Annotated in this window: 12 protein-coding genes; 1 reads left to right on the forward strand and 11 read right to left on the reverse strand. The window is 71.5% G+C overall.

Features of this window, described 5'->3' with window-relative positions; all coding sequences use genetic code 11:
- Window positions 1-12: 12 nt before the first annotated feature.
- The 11 genes from ACMXN5_RS07390 to ACMXN5_RS07440 form a co-directional block, all read right to left on the reverse strand.
- The gene (locus tag ACMXN5_RS07390; protein WP_439674580.1) at window positions 13-2,349 is read right to left on the reverse strand and encodes a VWA domain-containing protein; all 2,337 of its coding nucleotides are present in this window, start codon (window positions 2,347-2,349) and stop codon (window positions 13-15) included.
- 400 nt (window positions 2,350-2,749) lie between these two features.
- Window positions 2,750-3,736, reverse strand: a complete 987-nt coding sequence (locus ACMXN5_RS07395; protein ID WP_380008482.1) for a pseudouridine synthase — start codon at window positions 3,734-3,736, stop codon at window positions 2,750-2,752.
- A complete protein-coding gene (scpB, locus tag ACMXN5_RS07400) occupies window positions 3,736-4,359 on the reverse strand; it encodes an SMC-Scp complex subunit ScpB (RefSeq protein WP_439677966.1) in 624 nt (207 codons plus the stop codon). The genes ACMXN5_RS07395 and scpB overlap by 1 nt, the downstream gene beginning before the upstream one ends.
- A 227-nt stretch (window positions 4,360-4,586) precedes the next feature.
- Window positions 4,587-5,627 (reverse strand): segregation and condensation protein A, encoded by a 1,041-nt coding sequence (locus tag ACMXN5_RS07405; RefSeq protein ID WP_439674581.1) that lies wholly within the window; start codon window positions 5,625-5,627, stop codon window positions 4,587-4,589.
- Between the two features lie 140 nt (window positions 5,628-5,767).
- The gene (locus ACMXN5_RS07410; protein WP_439674582.1) at window positions 5,768-6,328 is read right to left on the reverse strand and encodes a hypothetical protein; all 561 of its coding nucleotides are present in this window, start codon (window positions 6,326-6,328) and stop codon (window positions 5,768-5,770) included.
- Entirely contained in the window at window positions 6,313-7,287 is a 975-nt protein-coding gene (locus ACMXN5_RS07415; RefSeq protein ID WP_020555592.1) for a ParA family protein, read from the reverse strand. Before ACMXN5_RS07415 ends, ACMXN5_RS07410 begins: the two co-directional genes overlap by 16 nt.
- Window positions 7,288-7,668: 381 nt before the next feature.
- A complete protein-coding gene (locus tag ACMXN5_RS07420; protein WP_439674583.1) occupies window positions 7,669-8,550 on the reverse strand; it encodes a tyrosine-type recombinase/integrase in 882 nt (293 codons plus the stop codon).
- Window positions 8,551-9,025: 475 nt separating this feature from the next.
- Entirely contained in the window at window positions 9,026-10,144 is a 1,119-nt protein-coding gene (gene ald, locus ACMXN5_RS07425; RefSeq protein ID WP_439674584.1) for an alanine dehydrogenase, read from the reverse strand.
- 200 nt (window positions 10,145-10,344) lie between these two features.
- Window positions 10,345-12,465, reverse strand: coding sequence for a tetratricopeptide repeat protein (locus ACMXN5_RS07430; protein ID WP_439674585.1), 2,121 nt, complete (start codon window positions 12,463-12,465; stop codon window positions 10,345-10,347).
- Window positions 12,466-12,639: 174 nt separating this feature from the next.
- Window positions 12,640-13,281 carry an NUDIX domain-containing protein gene (locus tag ACMXN5_RS07435; RefSeq protein WP_439674586.1) on the reverse strand — a complete coding sequence of 214 codons (642 nt, stop codon included), beginning with the start codon at window positions 13,279-13,281 and terminating at the stop codon, window positions 12,640-12,642.
- A gap of 252 nt (window positions 13,282-13,533) precedes the next feature.
- Complete coding sequence (locus ACMXN5_RS07440) at window positions 13,534-15,210, reverse strand: CTP synthase (RefSeq protein WP_439677967.1); 1,677 nt, start codon at window positions 15,208-15,210, stop codon at window positions 13,534-13,536.
- 753 nt (window positions 15,211-15,963) lie between these two features.
- Between ACMXN5_RS07440 and ACMXN5_RS07445 the strand changes: the two genes are divergently transcribed.
- Window positions 15,964-17,787 (forward strand): glycoside hydrolase family 15 protein, encoded by a 1,824-nt coding sequence (locus ACMXN5_RS07445; RefSeq protein ID WP_439674587.1) that lies wholly within the window; start codon window positions 15,964-15,966, stop codon window positions 17,785-17,787.
- Window positions 17,788-17,898: the final 111 nt, after the last annotated feature.

The following is a 17,898-nucleotide window of genomic DNA, read 5'->3' on the forward strand; positions in this document are numbered from 1 at the left end:
CCGCGCCGGGGACTAACGCGGTGGTCCGTAGCCGAACGTGGTGTCGTCGGGGTCCGGGTTCGCCCCGGAACCCGAGCCGGGCTCCGCGGCCGGTCCCGAACCGTACGGGCCGTAGGGGTTGTACGGCCGTTCCGCGCCGTAGGCCCCCTCGCCGCCGTACGGTCGCGGCGGCGCGGCCGCGGGCGCGGCCGAGCCGTAGCCGTAGGGATCGGCGGAACCCCCGCCGCCGTACGGATCGGCGGGACCGCCCGCCCCGTCGGCCGGCCCGGCCTGAACCCGCTCGTCGGCGAAGCCGAGCGCCAGTCCGGGTTCGATCTCGGTGGGGCGGCCCATGTCCAACTGCAGACGTGTGCCGAGCGGGGTCTCCACGTCCAGGGTGCCGGTCGCGGCGGTCCGCCGCACGGTCCACGCGGTTCCGGGTTCGTGCTGGTACAGCGGGATCAACTGCGGCGGGAAGGCGGTGGTGTCGAGCTTGAACCACATCGCCTCGGCGCGCTCGTCCAGCGGCCGGGTCTCCACCCCGATCTGCTGCCCGTCGCGGTACAGGCGCAGCACGATCGGCCCGATCCGCCGGGCCCGCCCGCGCCGCTTGGCGAGGTAGCCGAGCAGGCCGAGCAGCAGCGCGATCAGCACGACGGCCCCGATCACCAACCACAGATACCGGTCCCAAAAGCCGGGCGGCGGCTCGACCGTGATGGTGCGCGTGGTGTCGGCGAGGACCTTGTCGCCGTCACTGGTGTCCACCACCCGGACCCGGCCGGTGTGGTCGCCCTTGGCGATGTTGTCGCCGAAGGTCAGCTTGAAGCCGAACGAATCGGAGCCGGCGCTCACCCGCTGCTCGCCGCCGGTGATCCGCATGCCGACGTTCGGCGGGAAGTCGGCGACCACCCGCAGGGTGTGCGGCTTGCCGTCGGTGACCTTCCACTGCACGGTGCCGGCGACGCTACCACCGGGTTCGATGGTGGTGTCGCCCCATTTGAGTTCGACGCCCACGGCCGCCGGGCCCTGGCCCAGGGTGACCGTCTTGACCTCCTGGGCGCCGGTCACGCCGGGCGCGGTGATGGTGCCGGTGAAGCGCACATCGCCGGTGGTGCCGCCGGGGATGCGGTAGTCGCTGTAGAACTCGCCCTTGTCACCGGCCTTGAGCGGGATGTCGGCCTTGAGGCCGGCCCCCTCGACGTGCCCGGCCACCGTGACGCCCTTGAGCGCGGCGGGATCGGTGAGGTTCTTCTCCCGGGTCTGGAGGAAGACGCTGAACCGGACCGACTCGCCCACGCTCGGCTGCGGCGGGTTGAGCTGCACGTAGGACTTGACCACGCCCTGCCACAACGCCGCCGCGCTGACCGGCCCGGACGCGCCGGCGCGCGCCTTGAGGTGGATCCGCCACTTGCCGGCGATCGGGTCGGACACCCGCAACGTCTCGGTCCGCGAACCCTGTCCGCGCCGCTCGGTGCCGGGCGCGGCGTCGACCTGCTTGCCGTCGGGGTCGAAGAAGGTGGCGTCGATGTCCGGGTTGGCCTTCTGCACCTGGATGACCACGTCGGTGGCGATCGCGGGGATCGTCACCTCCAGATCGGCCTCGCCGTCGACGTCGGTCGAGGCGGTCTGGGTCACCCCGGCGCAGCGCGCGCTGCCGAACGCCTTGCGCAGCGTCTGGACGACCTCGCCCGAGTCCTTGATCACCGACGCCTTCGGCGCGTCCTCGGGGCGGGCCGAGCAGAACGACGGCGCCCCGCCGCCCGCGATCCGGTTCAACTGCGCGGTGTCGATCCCGGCGCCGAAGCCCAGTGGCCAGATCTGTACGCCCGCCGCCTTGGCCTCGGCCAGCGCACTGGTCAGCGCCTTGTCCAACTCGCCCGGGATCCGCGCGGCGTCGGCGCCGTAGCCCTCGTTCGGCTGCACGGACATCGCGCCGTCGGTGGTGATGAACAAGACCTTGGGCTGCCCGGCCGGCGCGGAGCGGAGCATGCTCACGCCCTGCTTGATCGCGGCCGGGATGTCGGTGTTGTTGCCCTCCTGGTCGGTGCGCGGGCGCAGTTTGCCGGCGCACCCGGCCGCGGCCGGGTCGGACACCGGGATCATCGGGCAGACCACGTCCACCGCGGGCTTGGATCCGGCGCCGCTGCCGAAGCCGACCATGCCCACCCGGGAGTCGGGCGAGAGTTCGCCGATCGCGGCGAGGCCGGCGGCGTCCTTCTCCCGATCGAGGTCGGGGCCCTTGAGACTGCCGGATTCGTCGACCAGGACCACGTAGGAGATCGGCGCGACCTTGAGGTTGGGATCTCCCCCCGGCGGGTCGGCGGCGCGGGCGGCGCCGGGCAGGAGCGCGAGGGCGAGCGCGCCGAGCACGATCGCTCCGGCCGACCGTCGTGAACGCCGTGTGGAGGGCGCCGGCCGCGGCGCTCCCCGGCGGACAGGCAGCACCACTGTGGCGTCCCCCCTGCTGTCGGCCCCGCCGTGCGCGGGGCACACCTCGGGTGTTCGGCAACGTTCTAGCAGCTGTGCGGGGGGTCGCGGGCACCGTTCGCGATCACTGGAACACGCCCGGTTCCGAACCGTTATCGGCCACCATCCCCAGCGCGTGTCTTCGGACACGCGCCAGACCCCCGTGCGGGCTTCCACGATGCACCATCCCACCGTCCGGCGGAACCGAATCGGCCAGATACGAACAACGGCCGCAGCGGTTCCACCCGGAAGTGGAACTGCCGCGGCCGTCAGGGCAGTTGGCTGCCCGTGCCGATGGCGCCTGCTACAGGTCGACCTGGCGGAACAACAGCCCGATCTCGTCGTTGGACAACCGGCGGGTGCGGCCGGGCTTTTGGTCGCCGAGCTGGATCGGGCCGAACTGCGTGCGCACCAGGCGCTCGACGGGGAAGCCCAGTTCGGCCAGCATGCGCCGGACGATGTGCTTGCGGCCCTCGTGCAGGACCACCTCGACGAGGTAGTTGTTGCCGACGCTGTCCACGATCCGGAAGCTGTCGGCGCGCGCGACGCCGTCCTCCAGTTCGACCCCGTCCTTGAGCCGCTTGCCCAGGTCGCGCGGGATCGGGCCCTGGATCGAGGCGAGGTAGGTCTTGCGCACCTCGTAGCGGGGGTGGGTGAGCCGGTTGGACAGCTCGCCGTGGTTGGTGAGCAGGATCAGGCCCTCGGTCTCGGTGTCCAGCCGGCCGACGTGGAACAGGCGCTGCTCGAACTCGGTGATGTAGTCGGCGAGGGTGAACCGGCCGTCCGGGTCGTACATGGTGGAGACCACGCCGGTCGGCTTGTTGAACGCGATGTAGGTCTCGGCGGGGCGGGTCGGGATGCGCATCCCGTCGACCTTGATCTCCACCGTGTCCGGGTCGACGCGCATGCCCTGCTCGGTGACCCGCTCGTCGTTGACCTGGACCCGGCCCGCGTCGATCAGGTTCTCGCAGTGCCGGCGGCTGCCGATGCCCGCGTCGGCCATCACCTTCTGCAGCCGCACGCCCTCCTGCTTCTCCCGCTCGTTGCGCTCGGTGTTGCGCATCGTGGTGGGCCGGCGGTCGGGGCGACCGGTGCTCGCCGAGGGACGGCGGTCCTTGCCGCCCGCGGCGCCCGACTTCGGCTGCCCACCCGCGCCGCCGCGACGGTTGTCGTCGGCGACCCGCCGGGGCTGCGGAGTGTTGCTGCCGCGCCCGGTGCCCCCGCGCTTGTTCACCGAGCGTTCCTTGCCTCGGTCGTTGCCGCCGGAGCCTTGCCTGTTGGTGGGTGCCATCAATCTTCCGTAGTCGTCTCGCCGTCGTCGGGATCGGTGTGCACCGCCCCGGTATCCCTCCCAGTATCCCCGCTCCGCGCAAGCGGGTACGACGCGCGGGTCGGCAGCAGCTCCGGACTGGCCCCGCCCTCGGCCTCCAGGGCCTCGATCTCGGGCAGGAAGGGGGCCAATTCCGGCAACTCGTCCAGCGACCGCAGGCCCATCCGCTCCAGAAAGTATTCGGTGGTGCGGTACAGCGTGGCCTGGGTCTCGTACTCGACCCCGTACTCCTCGACCAGCCCGCGCGCCAGCAGCGTGCGCATCACCCCGTCGCAGTTGACCCCCCGCACCGCGGCGATCCGGCCGCGGCTGACCGGCTGGCGGTAGGCGACCACGGCCAGCGTCTCCAGCGCGGCCTGGGTGAGCCGGGACTGCTGCCCGTCCAGGACGAAGCGCTCGACCGCGGCGGCGTGCTCGGGACGGCTGTAGAAGCGCCAGCCGCCGGCCACCTCGCGCAGGTCGAAGCCGCGCCCCTGGGCGGTGTACTCCAGGGCCAGCGTGCGCAGCGTGGCGACCACCTCGGGCAGGGGGTGTTCCAGCACCTCGGCGAGCAGGTGTTCGGACACCGGCTCCTGGACCACCATCAGGACGGCCTCCAGGGCCGCCGGGAGCGGACTGTCGGACACCGGGAGGGTGGGGGGCGGGGTCTTGGCGCGCGCGGCCCGGGGAGCGGGCACCGCGGCCTCGACGGGCGCCGGCGGCGGGTCGTGCTCGGGGGCGGCCTCGGGTTCCACTCCGGGTCCGATCCGGGAGTCGACCAAGGGTTCGCCCCCGGGTTCGAGTCCCGGTTCGCGCCGGTGGCCGTCGTCGTTCACGTGCCCTCCTCCTCGTCCGCGTCCCGCACCACGGTGTCGAATTCGTCGAACTCCGCGCTCACCGCCACGTCCTCGCCGGCGCCCGCGATCCACTTCACGGTCAGCTCCCCCAGCGCCTCGACCTGGTCGAACCCCACGGCCAACTCGCGGAAGAGTTCGAGCAGGACCAGGAACCGGGCCACCACGTGCAGCGTGTCCGGCGCGTCCGCGGCCAGTTCGGCGAAGGTCGCGCTGCCCATCCGGCGCAGCCGCTCGACCACTATCGCCGCCTGCTCGCGCACGCTCACCCGCTGTGCGTGGATGTGCTCGATGGACACCACCTTCGGCGCCTTCGGCGTCATCGCCTTGGCCGCCATCCGGGCGAACCGCTCCAGATCGGTGGTGATCACCACCTCGGGCAGCAGCCCCTGGTAGCGCGGCTCCAGCGGCACGTCGCGCGGATACCGGCGGGACTCCTCGGCCCACCGGTCCGCCAGGATGCCGGCGATCTGCTTGTACGCCCGGTATTGGAGCAGCCGGGCGAACAGGATGTCCCGGGCTTCGAGCAGGGCCAGGTCCTCCGCGTCCTCGACCTCGGCGGCGGGCAGCAGCCGGGCCGTCTTGAGGTCGAGCAGGGTGGCCGCGACCAGCAGGAACTCGGTGGCCTGGCCGAGGTCCCAGTCCGGTCCCTGGGCCCGGATGTGCGCGATGAACTCGTCGGTGACCCGGGACAGCGCCACCTCGGTGACGTCCAGCTTGTGCTTGGCGATCAGGCCGAGGAGCAGGTCGAACGGGCCCTCGAAGTTGTCCAGGCTGACCCGGAAGCCGGTGCCGTCGTCCGGAACCGGAACCGGAACCGGCGCCTCGGCGGGCGGGGCGGGCGCGGGGACGCGGACCGGGGCGGGCCCGGCCCCGGGATCGGCGGGTCCGGGTCCGGATCCGGCCCCGGCGGCGGACGTCGGCGGCGGCGACCCGTCCGGCCCGACCGGAGCGGCGGGCCGGCCCGGGCCGCGCCCGAGCGCGCGTCGGGGGCGGGCGGAACCGTGGGTGTCGGACATCGTGCGCTCAATGGTGCGGGCCGCGACTGCGGGAAACGGCACGGACCCGCCGGGCGGTGGTCCGAATTGGGCCACTCAGGGGACCGGCGGGTCCGTCGAGACTTCACCGAGCGGGCAACCGCTCGAATCGGGTTTGTCGCTTAAGAGCCACGCAGCCGGCGGACGAGGATACTCGCCTCGCCGCGCGCCTCCAGGTCGGCCAGGACCACCGCGACCGCCTCGCGCACTATCCGCCCGCGGTCCACGGCCAGGCCGTAGTCGCCGCGCAGGCTCAGCCGCGCGTGTTCGAGGTCCATCAGTTCCTCGGCGGAGACGTAGACGGTGATCTTCTCGTCGTGTCGCTCGCGCCCGCTCGGGCGGCGCTGCGCACGGGTGCGCCGATGGGCCGGACGCGCGTTCGGGTCGACCCCCGCGGCGGCGGCGGACATCGACGACGCCCCCGACGGCGTGGGCGCCTCGCGGCGACCGGGCACGGGATGTTGTACGGCGTGCTGTTCGGCCTCGCCGGATCCGCCGTCCGCACCGGACGACTCGTGTCGCTCGGTGCTGTCGGGCGTGGCCCCGACCGGTGGAACCTGCGCGGGTACGGTGCCGCGCTGCTCTCCCGCGTCGCCGCCGGCGTTCTGCTGCTGTCGCAACATCGCGCCGCCGGTGGTGCGGAACAGCTCGTCGGCACCCGGGAGACTCACTCGGCGCGACACCGGGCGAGCACCTCCCTGGCGAGCTGACGGTAGGCGGCGGCGCCCACCGAGTTGGAGGCGTAGGTGGTGATCGGTTCGCCCGCGACGGTGGTCTCGGGGAACCTGACGGTGCGTCCGATCACCGTGTGGAAGACCTGGTCGCCGAACGCCTCGGTGACCCGGGCCAGGACCTCGCGGCCGTGCACGGTGCGGACGTCGTACATCGTCGCCAGGATGCCGTCGAGCACGAGGTCGGGGTTCAGCCGCTCGTGCACCTTCTCGATCGTCTCGGTCAGCAGCGCCACGCCGCGCAGCGCGAAGAACTCGCACTCCAGCGGCACGATGACGCTGTTCGCCGCGGTGAGCGCGTTGACCGTGAGCAGACCGAGAGAGGGCTGGCAGTCGATGATGATGTAGTCGTAGTCGTTGACCAGCGGCCGGATCGCGCGCGAGAGTGTGGTCTCCCGGGCGACCTCGGTGACCAGTTGCACCTCGGCGGCCGACAAGTCGATGTTGCTGGGCAACAGGTCCATGCCGGGGATGATCGTCTTCAGCAGCACGTCGTCCGCGCTGAGATGACTTTCCATCAGCAGGTTGTAGACCGTGAGTTCGAGCTCCATGGGGTTGACGCCCAGGCCCACCGAAAGCGCGCCCTGGGGGTCGAAGTCCACGAGCAGGACCCGGCGGCCGTATTCCGCCAGCGCGGCACCCAGGTTGATGGTCGACGTGGTCTTGCCGACGCCGCCCTTCTGGTTGCACATCGCGATGATCTTCGCCGGCCCGTGTTCGCTCACCGGCGCCGGGATCGGGAAGTAGGGAAGGGCGCGGCCGGTCGGGCCGACCCGCTCGCGCCGCTGCGTGGCGGCGTCGGGAGCGAGGGTCGCGGCGTATTCCGGATCCGGTTCGTAGTCCGCGTCGGGGTCGAACGGTCCGCCACGCAGTTCCTCGGCGTAGCGCAACTCGTCGTCGTAGTAGTACATATCGTAGGCGTACTCGTGCGCGTCCGGGCCATCGAGCCCGTCGGGCCCGGCCTGGCCGGCCGGGGCGGTGTGGCCCGCCTGGACGGCGGCGTCCGTGCGCGTCCCCTGCTGGTCCTGCGGGCCGTCGGCGGGCCCGTAGGAAGAGGTAGTCGGCGCTGCACGGCCCGGCGCCGCCCCTGGCTGGGCACCCCCGGGAGCAAATGTCGACTCGTTCACAAGTCGTCTTACCTCCTTGCCGACCAGGTCATTTCTTGCTTCGTCAGCCTGAGTCCTTGCCGACGGATCGCGACTCTATGGCGTTGCGGACGGTCGCAGCAAGGCGAACCGCCCGACGCATGCAACATGTGAGGTGATCCAGTCAAGCGCCCGAGGGTGGGATCCTCAGTACATCTGACGTGGTTCGTCGGGGGTTTGGCGCACGTAGACTCGGGTCGTGGACACCGAGGAATGACCCAGGAGTTCCTGGACGACCCGGACATCGGCCCCACCGTCGAGCAAATGTGTGGCGAACGAACTCCGAAGTGTACGTGGGGAGATGCCCCGCTCCGGAGCACTGCGGCCGGCGGCGTCGACAAGCACGGCCCATCCGCTCTGCCGTGACAGCCGGCCGCCTCGCGCGTTGAGAAAGACGGCGGCACCACCGGATCCCGAAGCGGCCAGCTCCGGGCGCGCCCGCATCAAGTACACATCGAGCGCCGCCAGGGCGCCCGCCCCCAACGGCACGACCCGCCGCCGCCCACCCGAACCGCGAAGCCCGATCGTCCCGGCCGCCAAATCGACATCGCCGAGGTCCACCCCCACCGCCTCCGACACCCGAGCCCCGCACCCGTACAACACCTCGACCAGGGCCCGATCCCGAAGCCCGAACACCCCGGAGGCAGCCGAGGCCGCCGCAAACAACGCCTCCACCGCCTCCACCGACAGCACATCCCCAAGCCGCCGCCCCGAAACCACCGGATCCGGCGCCGCAACCCCACTCGCCACATCCACGGCAACCAACCCGACACTCACCGCGAACGCATGAACCCCGCGCACAGCCACAAGCGCCCGCGCCACGGAAGCCGGCGCCAACCCCTCATCCCGCAAGGCCCCACCAAACCCCCGCACATCCGCGGCCCGAACCCCGCCCAACCCCTCAATCCCAAGCCCGCGCAAATAGAGGAGGTACCGCCCAAGATCCCGCCGATAAGCACCCAACGTATTGCGGGCCAACCCACGCCGAAGCCCCAAATCCCCCAAATACTCCTCAACAACAGTCTCCACGCCCCCAATTCTGACGCCCAAAACACCACATGCCGCACACCCACGTCATTGGGGGTGTACGGCATGCGCACGGCCTCAACCAGAGACCAACCAACCCGAAGCCCTGCCGGCACTCAAGACCACTCAGCCCGGCCGCCACGTGAGGCCACTCAGCCCGGCCGGCGCTTGAGGCCAAGCAGGTAAACCGCAGCCTTCAAGCCCCAGCCAAGCCAACTTCAGCCCGGCCGGCGCATGAGGCCACTCAGCCCGGCCGGCGTTTGAGGCCAAGCAGGTAAACCGCAGCCCTCAAGCCCCAGCCAAGCCAACTTCAGCCCGGCCGGCGCATGAGGCCAAGCAGGCAACCCGCAGCCCCCAAGCCCGGCCAAGCCAACCCCAGCCCGGCCGGCGCATGAGGCCAAGCAGGCAACCCGCAGCCCTCAAGCCCCAGCCAAGCCAACTTCAGCCCGGCCGGCGCATGAGGCCAATCGAAAAGGGGTCAGGAACCCAGGACCTCTTCGAGCGAAACGGCGTCAATCCCAAGCGCCTCGCCCACAGCCGCATTCGTAAGCCGACCCTCATGCGTCGACAGACCAAGCGCCAACGCCCGATCCGCCTTCGCCGCCTCACGCCACCCACGATTCGCCAACTGCACGATGTACGGCAGCGTCGCATTCGTCAGCGCATAGGTCGACGTGTGCGGCACCGCACCCGGCATGTTCGCCACGCAGTAGAAGATCGAGTTGTGCACCTTGTACACCGGGTCGTCGTGCGTCGTGGCGTGCGAGTCCTCGAAGCACCCGCCCTGGTCGATCGCGATGTCGACCAGCACCGAGCCCGGCTTCATCCGCGACACCAGCTCGTTGGTGATCAGCTTCGGCGCCTTCGCGCCCGGAATCAGCACCGCGCCGATGACCAGGTCCGCGTCCAGCACGGCCTTCTCGATCTCGTACGTGTTCGACGCGACCGTCTGCAGATGCCCCTGGTAGATCCGGTCCGCGTCGCGCAGCGCCTGGATGTTCCGGTCAAGCAGCAGCACCTCGGCCTGCATGCCGAGCGCGATCGCCGCGGCGTTCATCCCCGAGACACCGGCGCCGATCACGACGACCTTCGCGGCGTAGACGCCGGAGACGCCACCCATGAGGGTGCCGCGACCGCCGCCCTGCGCCATCAGGTGGTACGAGCCGACCTGCGGCGCGAGCCGACCGGCCACCTCGGACATCGGCGCGAGCAGCGGCAGCGCGCCGTTGGGCAGCTGCACCGTCTCGTAGGCGATGGACGTGGTCCCGGCGTGGAGCAGGGCCTCGGTGCACTCCTTGCCCGCGGCGAGGTGCAGGTAGGTGAACAGCGTCTGGTCCTTGCGGAGCCGGCCGAACTCGGAGGCGATCGGCTCCTTGACCTTCAGGATCAGCTCGCCGGTCGCCCAGACCTCGTCCGCCGTACCGAGGATGGTCGCCCCCGCGGCCACGTACTCCTCGTTGGGGATGGACGAGCCGACGCCGGCGTCGTGCTCGATGAAGACCTCGTGACCGTTGCGCACGAGCTCGTGCACGCCGGCGGGCGTGATCGCCACGCGGTACTCGTGGTTCTTGACCTCGCGGGGGATACCGACCTTCACGGCTATCAAGTCCTGTCGACAGAGGGTTGGGCACCAGCGAGCCCGAGCATGCGAAAGCACGCTGTACCTCGTGGTGTCCCTAGCTTAGTGCGGTTGGAACCCCCCGCCAACCTTACAAAGTGGCAGTGAGGACGGGACCGCTTGTCTATTTCGTAGGTTGCGCCCAAAACTTTGGACAGCAGCGAGTACCCACAAGGGGTCTACTCGTCACCCAGGAAGCGGCGAACCTCGTCGGCCTCGGGCGCGCCCGCGTCCACGAGCAGGGCCAATGCCTGCCGGCGGCGCGATCGGGCGTCCCGGGCGTCGCCCGAATCGAGCGCCAGTTCGGCGCTCTGCAACAGCGCCAGCGCCTCCAGCCGCTCGTCGCCGGCCGCGCGGAACGCCTCCATCGCGTCGCGGTACACCGTCAGCGCCTCCGGCACCCGACCCGCCTCGCCCAGCACGGCGGCGATGTCGGCCAGCACCCGGCCGATGTCGGCGGGGTCGCCGATTCGCCGACGCACCCCGAGCGCCGCCCGGTGGTCGCGCACCGACTGTTCGAAGCGGCCCATCCGCGCGTGCAGCCGGCCCAGGTGGGAGAGCACCCGCGCCTGGCCGGCCGCGTCGCCGATGGTGCGGCGCAGCAGCAGCGACCGGTCGTACCAGTCGGCGGCCCGTTGCAGGTCGCCCAGGTCGGCGTAGGCATTGCCGAGGTTGACCATCGCCCGGCCCTCGCCGGCCGGGTCGCCCAGTCCGCGGGAGACCTCCAGCGCCGCGCGGTAGCAGGACAATGCCTCCTCCAGCTCAGCGCGCGCGACGTGCAGGTTGCCCAGGTTGAGCAGGGCCACCGCCTCCTGCCGGCCGGAGCCGGCCCGGCGCGCGGTGGTCAGCGCGAGTTCGTGCAGTTCGCGGACGTCGCTCCAGTGCGCGCGGCGGTCCAGGAGCCGGGTGAGCACCGAGACCAGCCGGCGCGTCGCCGCGTCCAGTCCGGCCGCGGCGGCCACCCGGGCGGCGGCCAGCAGTTCGGGCCGCTCGTCGCGCAACCACGCGCGGGCCTCGTCGGCGCTGTCGAAGCGCACGTCGGCGGCCGGGTCCGGACCGCCCGTGCCGATGATGATCCGCTCCGCCGAGCGGGCCAGGCGCACATACCGGTCGAGCAGCCGCACCCGGGCGTTGCGCCGCTCGCCGGGCCGCTCCTCCGCGTCCAGGCGCTCTTGTACATAGCCGCGCACCAGGTCGTGGAAGCGGAAGCGGCCCGGTACCGAGCCCTGCTCCAACAGGTGCAGCTCGCGCAGTTCGATCAACGACCGCGTCGCCGCGTCCGGCCCGCAGTCGGCCAGCGCCGCGGCGGCGTCCGCGCCGAACTCGCGCCCCGGCACCAGCGCGAGCAGCCGCAACAGCCGGGCGGCCGACGGCACCAGTTCACGATGGATCAGCGAGAAGCACGCCCGCACCGCCAGGTCGTCCCCGGCCTGCTCGTGCAGCCGCAACCGCTCGGCCCGCAACCGCCGCCCGACGTCGGCCATCGCGTAGCGCGGCCGGGCCCGCAACCACGCGCCCGCCATCCGCAGCGCCGCCGGGTGGTGGTCGCACAGCGCGGCCAACTCGTCCGCGGCCCGCGGATCGCACGCGACCCGGGTGTGCCCGGCCAGGTTCCCGAGCAGTTCGGCCGCGGCGCGCGGGTCGAGCATGTCCAGCGCACAACTGCGCACCGCCGCCGCCCGCCCCAGGCCGGTGAGCGGGGCCACCGAGGTGACCACCACGAGCGTGGTCGGGCTCTCCGGCAGCAGCGGTCGCAACTGCGGCGTCCCGGTCACGTCCTCAAGCAGGATCAGGAACCGTTTGCCGTCCAGGTGCTCGCGAAAGAGCCGGATGCGCTCCTCGTGCGCGGAGGGGATGTTCGCCGTGCCGAGCGCATACAGCAGCGATTCCAGCACGTCGCCCGGCGGGATCAGCTCACCGCGCGGCCCGGTGAGCCGGGCGTAGAGCCGCCCGTCGGGGAAGTGCGGGGCCAGCCGATGGGCGAGCCGTACCGCGAACTCGGTCCGCCCCACGCCCACCGGTCCGGTGATCGCGACCACCCGGTCCCGGGGCAACCACACCGTGCGGGTGGTGCCGGGGTGTTCCGGGTCGGTCGGCGCGAGTTGCGCGGGGATCGCCGCGCCGGGTCCGGTCACCCAGGTATAGAGGGTGTCGAGTTCGTCGGTACGCCCGACGAAGTCGGGTCCGCCGGGCGGCAGTTGATCCACGATCGCGGGCAACGCCGGGACCGGCGCGCGCATTCCGGGAACCAGCCCCTCGGTCGACGCGCACGCGACCTCGGACTCCCCGGTCACACCCACCGCAGACGCCCCCTGTCTCACCCACACCCATCGCGCAGATTACGACCACGCACGGGCCCACAGGGCCCGACTCGCCAACCCCGAGTCACGAAATCCGCAGCCTTTCGCCCCCGAGGCGACGGGTGAGCGGGCGGGCACAAACATCCCGGGTCCCCGGGACCCGAGCGCGGCCGGTCAGAACGGCCGAGCAGGCCAGGGCGCGTCCGCGGCCCGCAGCGCGTCCAACCCGTCCCCCGCCCGCGCGGCCGCGAGCGCCAACGCTCCCGAAACCAGTGTCGGATTGTGCAGCTCGCCCGCCAGGATCAGCTCGATCGCCTCGTCCACCGGCAGCCAGGCGAGCTCCATCCCGACCTCCTCGTGCTCCACCGCGAACCGCTCGGCGGTGGACTCGGACAACCCGCGCGCGAGGAACACCCGGATCGCCTCGTCCGAGGAGCCGGGTGTGGTGTAGATGTCCACCAGCACGTTCCAGACGGCGGCCTCGTGGTGCGCCTCCTCGAACAATTCCCGCCGGGCCGCCTGCAGTGGATGTTCGCCGGCCACGTCCAGCAACCCGGCCGGGATCTCCCACAACTTCTGCCGCACGGGATGCCGGTACTGCCGCAGCACCAGGATGCGCTCCCGCTCGTCCAGCGCCACCACGCCCACCGCGCCGGGATGGTCCAGGTAGTCGCGCCGCGCGCTGCTGCCGTCCGGCATCTCGACCACGTCGCTGCGCATCGACCAGACCCGCCCCCGAAACGGCGTCTCACTCGCCGAGACCGGCCACGACTCGGGGGTGTCGCCGATCCTCGCCCGAATCCGCGGGTCGTTCACGATGCGCTCCCTCTCACCCGGCCGCCGGCCGAATACCGCCGCCCCGATCGGCCAGCCTAATGGTCTTCGGCCGTGCGCCGGCCACGAGCGGGACCGTGATCGCACCGACGCCGCCGGCCGTCGATCGGAGCGGCCGGCGAAACGCGGGAAGCCACCCGCCCGCATACGCGGGTGGGTGGCTTCCCGGGTCGTCGAGCGCTCGGGCGGGTCGAGCGGTCGGGCGCGTCGAGCGATGCCACGGCGGGCGATCGGTCAGGAGGTCGTCTCCACGACCCGGTCCTCGCCCTTGATCCGGCGGACCGCCGCCGCGACCAGGCCCGCGAACAGCGGGTGCGGGCGCGTCGGGCGCGACTTCAGCTCCGGGTGGGCCTGGGTCGCGATGAAGTAAGGGTGCCGCTCGCGCGGCAGTTCGACGTACTCCACCAGTCGGCCGTCGGGGGAGAGCCCGGAGAAGACCAGGCCGGTCTCCTCCAGCCGGGTCCGGTAGGCGTTGTTGACCTCGTAGCGGTGCCGGTGGCGCTCCTCGGAGCGGGCCGCGCCGTACACCTCACGCGCGATCGAGCCCTCGGCCAGGTCCGCGGTGTACAGGCCGAGCCGCATCGTGCCGCCCAAGTCGCCCTGGCCCGCCACGATGTCGAGTTGGTCGGCCATGGTCGCCACCACCGGGTGCGCGGCCTCGGAGTCGAACTCCAGCGAGTTGGCCCCGTCGAGCCCGGCCAGGTTGCGCGCGGCCTCGATCACCATGCACTGCAGGCCCAGACAGATGCCCAGGGTCGGGATCCGGTGCTCGCGGGCGTACGCGATCGCCTGCACCTTGCCCTCGACGCCCCGGTCGCCGAAGCCGCCGGGGATCAGCACCGCGTCGCAGTCGCCGAGTTCGCGCGCGGCGCCCTCGGGCGTGGCGGTGTTGTCCGAGGTCACCCACTTGATCCGGGTGCGCACATTGTTCGCGAAGCCGCCCGCGCGGATCGCCTCGGTGACCGAGAGGTAGGCGTCGGGCAGGTCGATGTACTTGCCGACCAGCGCGACGGTGACCTCGCGCTCGGGCTGGTGCACCCGGCGCAGCAGGTCGTCCCACTCGGTCCAGTCCACGTCCCGGAAGTTCAGCCCGAGCCGGCGCACCACGTACGCGTCCAGGCCCTCCGAGTGCAGCACCTTGGGGATGTCGTAGATGGACGGGGCGTCGATGGCCGCGACCACGGCCTCCTCGTCCACGTCGCACATCAGCGAGATCTTGCGCTTGATGTCCTGCGGCACCGCGCGGTCGGCGCGCAGCACGATCGCGTCGGGCTGGATGCCGATGCTGCGCAGCGCGGCGACCGAGTGCTGGGTCGGCTTGGTCTTCAGTTCGCCCGAGGGGCCGATGTACGGGAGCAGCGAGACGTGCAGGAAGAAGACGTTGTCCCGGCCGACCTCGTGCCGGACCTGGCGGATCGACTCCAGGAAGGGCAGCGACTCGATGTCGCCGACGGTCCCGCCGACTTCGGTGATCACGATGTCGACGTCGGCGGCGGCCATCGCCCGGATCCGCGACTTGATCTCGTTCGTGATGTGCGGGATGACCTGGACGGTGTCGCCCAGGTATTCACCGCGACGCTCCTTGGCGATCACCGTCGAGTAGACCTGACCGGTCGTCACATTGGCCGAGCCGTGCAGGTCGACGTCGAGGAAGCGCTCGTAGTGGCCGACGTCCAGGTCGGTCTCGGCGCCGTCGTTGGTGACGAACACCTCGCCGTGCTGGAACGGGTTCATCGTGCCGGGGTCGACGTTGAGGTAGGGGTCGAGCTTCTGCATGGTGACCCGCAGGCCGCGCGCCTTGAGGAGCGCTCCGAGGCTCGACGCGGTGAGCCCCTTGCCAAGCGAGGAGGCGACGCCTCCGGTGACGAAGAGGTGCTTCGCCTGCCGGGTGCGACTGGGCGTCTGAGGCACTGCCAAGGAAGGGCTCCCGTGGTTGCGATGAGGGGGATGTCCTGGGGACATCCGAGGGATATCGAAGGGGACGCTGCTGGGCCGACGCGGGCCCGGAACAGTCCCACCAAGTCCACGGGATACCAGCCTAACAGCGTCGGGGGTCGAGGTCCCGCACCCGGGGCGGAACAACTGCGACACCACCCGGCGATTGCCCAGAGTGACGACGCACGGGAGAATCCGGACGCATGCCGACGGAACGGCCGAGTCGGATTCCACGCAGAGTCAACGAGCGCGTCGGCGAAAGCAGGCACGTTTCAGCGCCGACGGCGCACTATGCTACGCAGGCGGCGCGCGAGCCTCTCTCCGTTCGCCGACACCCGCGCGCAGCGGAACCCACGCGCGCGACGGGTGCGCGTCCCCCAGATCCCGACGGGACGACATTTCGGGAGTACCGGTCGATCCGACCACCCTTGCGGCGGTCGATCACGCGTGCGTGGTGCACCCTGGAATGAATCGATCAAGGCAACCGAGGCAACGAATCGATCGATCGCCGATCGGAACACGACCATCGGCGCGCAGGGTACGTACCACCCGCAGCAGCACCCGCAGCACGACCCACCGGTACCGGAACGCAGCACGACCCGCCGGCACCGAACACAGCAACCCGTACGAGCCGACCCCTCGTACGCGCCCAGCCCCCCGGCCGATCCCCGCCGCGCACGACGGGACCACCGGCCTCACCAGGACGACCAGGAACGGAAAGCGCTGCCCGTGACCAGCCGCATCGAGGACTACGCCCTCATCGGGGACATGCAGACCGCCGCTCTCGTGGGCCGCGACGGTTCCATGGATTGGCTCTGCCTCCCCCGCTTCGATTCGCCCGCCGTGTTCGCCGGCCTGCTCGGCAGCGAGGAACACGGCTCGTGGCGGGTCGCGCCGCTCTCCGGCGGCCCCGCGACACGCCGCCGGTATCGCGGCGACTCGCTGATCCTCGAATCGGAGTGGGAGACCCCCCGGGGCACCGTTCGGGTGATCGATTTCATGCCGCCGGCCGACGCCCTGGTCGGCGCGCCGGTGGTGGTGCGGATCGTGGAGGGCGTGTCCGGCCAGGTGCCGGTGCGCTCGGAGCTGCGCATGCGCTTCCACTACGGCAAGGTCGTGCCCTGGGTGCGCCGCGAGGCGGACGGCCGCACGGTCGCGGTCGCCGGGCCCGACGCGGTGTGGTTCGACGGCGACACCGAGACCTACGGGCGCGGGCTGACCACCTATTCGGACGTCACCCTCGGGGAGGGCGACCGGGTCACGTTCACCCTCACGTGGCATCCCTCGCACGTCGACGGCCCGCTGCGCACCGACGCCCTCGCCGCGCTCGCGGACACCGAGACGTTCTGGGCCGACTGGATGACCCGCTGCACCTACCAGGGCCCGTGGCGCGAGCCGGTGGTGCGCTCGCTGATCACGCTCAAGGCGCTGACGTACGCCCCCACCGGCGGCATCGTCGCCGCGCCGACCACCTCGCTGCCCGAGGACGTGGGCGGCGTGCGCAACTGGGACTACCGCTACACGTGGCTGCGCGACGCGGCGATGACGCTGGGCGCGCTGCTCAAGACCGGCTTCGTGGACGAGGCCAAGGCGTGGCGCGAGTGGCTGCTGCGGGCGGTGGCGGGCGACCCGGAGAACCTGCAGATCATGTACGGCGTGGGCGGCGAGCGCCGGCTCACCGAGTACGAGGCGACCTGGCTGCCCGGCTACGAGGGCTCGCACCCGGTACGGATCGGCAACGCCGCCGCCGAGCAGTTCCAGCTCGACGTCTACGGCGAGGTCGTCGACGCGCTCCACCTGGGCCGGGTCTCGGGCATGGAGGGCAACGACCACGCGCACGCGCTCCAGCTCAAGCTGATGGACTACATGGAGCAGCACTGGCGCGACCCGGACGAGGGCATCTGGGAGGTGCGCGGGCCGCGCCGGCACTTCGTGCACTCCAAGGTGATGGCGTGGGTCGCGGTGGACCGCACCATCCGGATGCTGATCGAGGAGCCGATGGCCTCCGACACCGAGAAGATGCTGGAGCACCTGAAGGGTGTGCGCGAGGAGATCCACCGCGAGGTGTGCGCGTACGGGTACGACGCCGAGCGCAACACCTTCACCCAGTACTACGGCTCCACCGAGCTGGACGCCTCGCTGCTGCTGATCCCGCAGGTGGGCTTCCTGCCGCCGGAGGACAAGCGGGTGATCGGCACGATCGAGGCCATCCAGCGCGAGCTGACCGAGGACGGCTTCGTCCGCCGCTACCCCACCAACGGCACCAGCGTCGGCCTGGACGGCCTGCCCGGCGACGAAGGCGCGTTCCTGGCCTGCTCGTTCTGGCTCGCCGACGACCTGGCCATGATCGGCCGGGTCGAGGAGGCGCGCGAGCTGTTCGAACGCCTGCTCGCGCTGCGCAACGACCTGGGCCTGCTCGCCGAGGAGTGGGACCCGCGCCTCCAGCGCCAGGTGGGCAACTTCCCGCAGGCGTTCAGCCACGTGCCGCTGATCGACACGGCGTTGCGGCTGACCGCGACGATGCGCGCGGGGGCGGTCGCGGCGGCGGAATAGGGGGCCGGGTCGCGCGGGGTCGTGTCCGGCCCGACCGGGTGTGACGTTGGGGACCGGTGGGCGCGCTGTGCAGGTGTGCGTACCGGTTCCGGGTGGTACCTCCGGACACCG

Origin of the sequence: Embleya australiensis (genome assembly GCF_051903075.1) — a bacterium.
In the GTDB taxonomy this organism is placed as follows: Bacteria; Actinomycetota; Actinomycetes; order Streptomycetales; family Streptomycetaceae; genus Embleya.

Excerpts from the sequence above, each read along its gene's own strand:
- ACMXN5_RS07395 (WP_380008482.1), bottom strand. The coding sequence starts at position 3,736 with ATGGCACCCACCAACAGGCAAGGCTCCGGCGGCAACGACCGAGGCAAG.
- scpB (WP_439677966.1), bottom strand. The coding sequence starts at position 4,359 with ATGGTGGTCCAGGAGCCGGTGTCCGAACACCTGCTCGCCGAGGTGCTG.
- ACMXN5_RS07405 (WP_439674581.1), bottom strand. The coding sequence starts at position 5,627 with ATGTCCGACACCCACGGTTCCGCCCGCCCCCGACGCGCGCTCGGGCGC.
- ACMXN5_RS07415 (WP_020555592.1), bottom strand. The coding sequence starts at position 7,287 with ATGTACTACTACGACGACGAGTTGCGCTACGCCGAGGAACTGCGTGGC.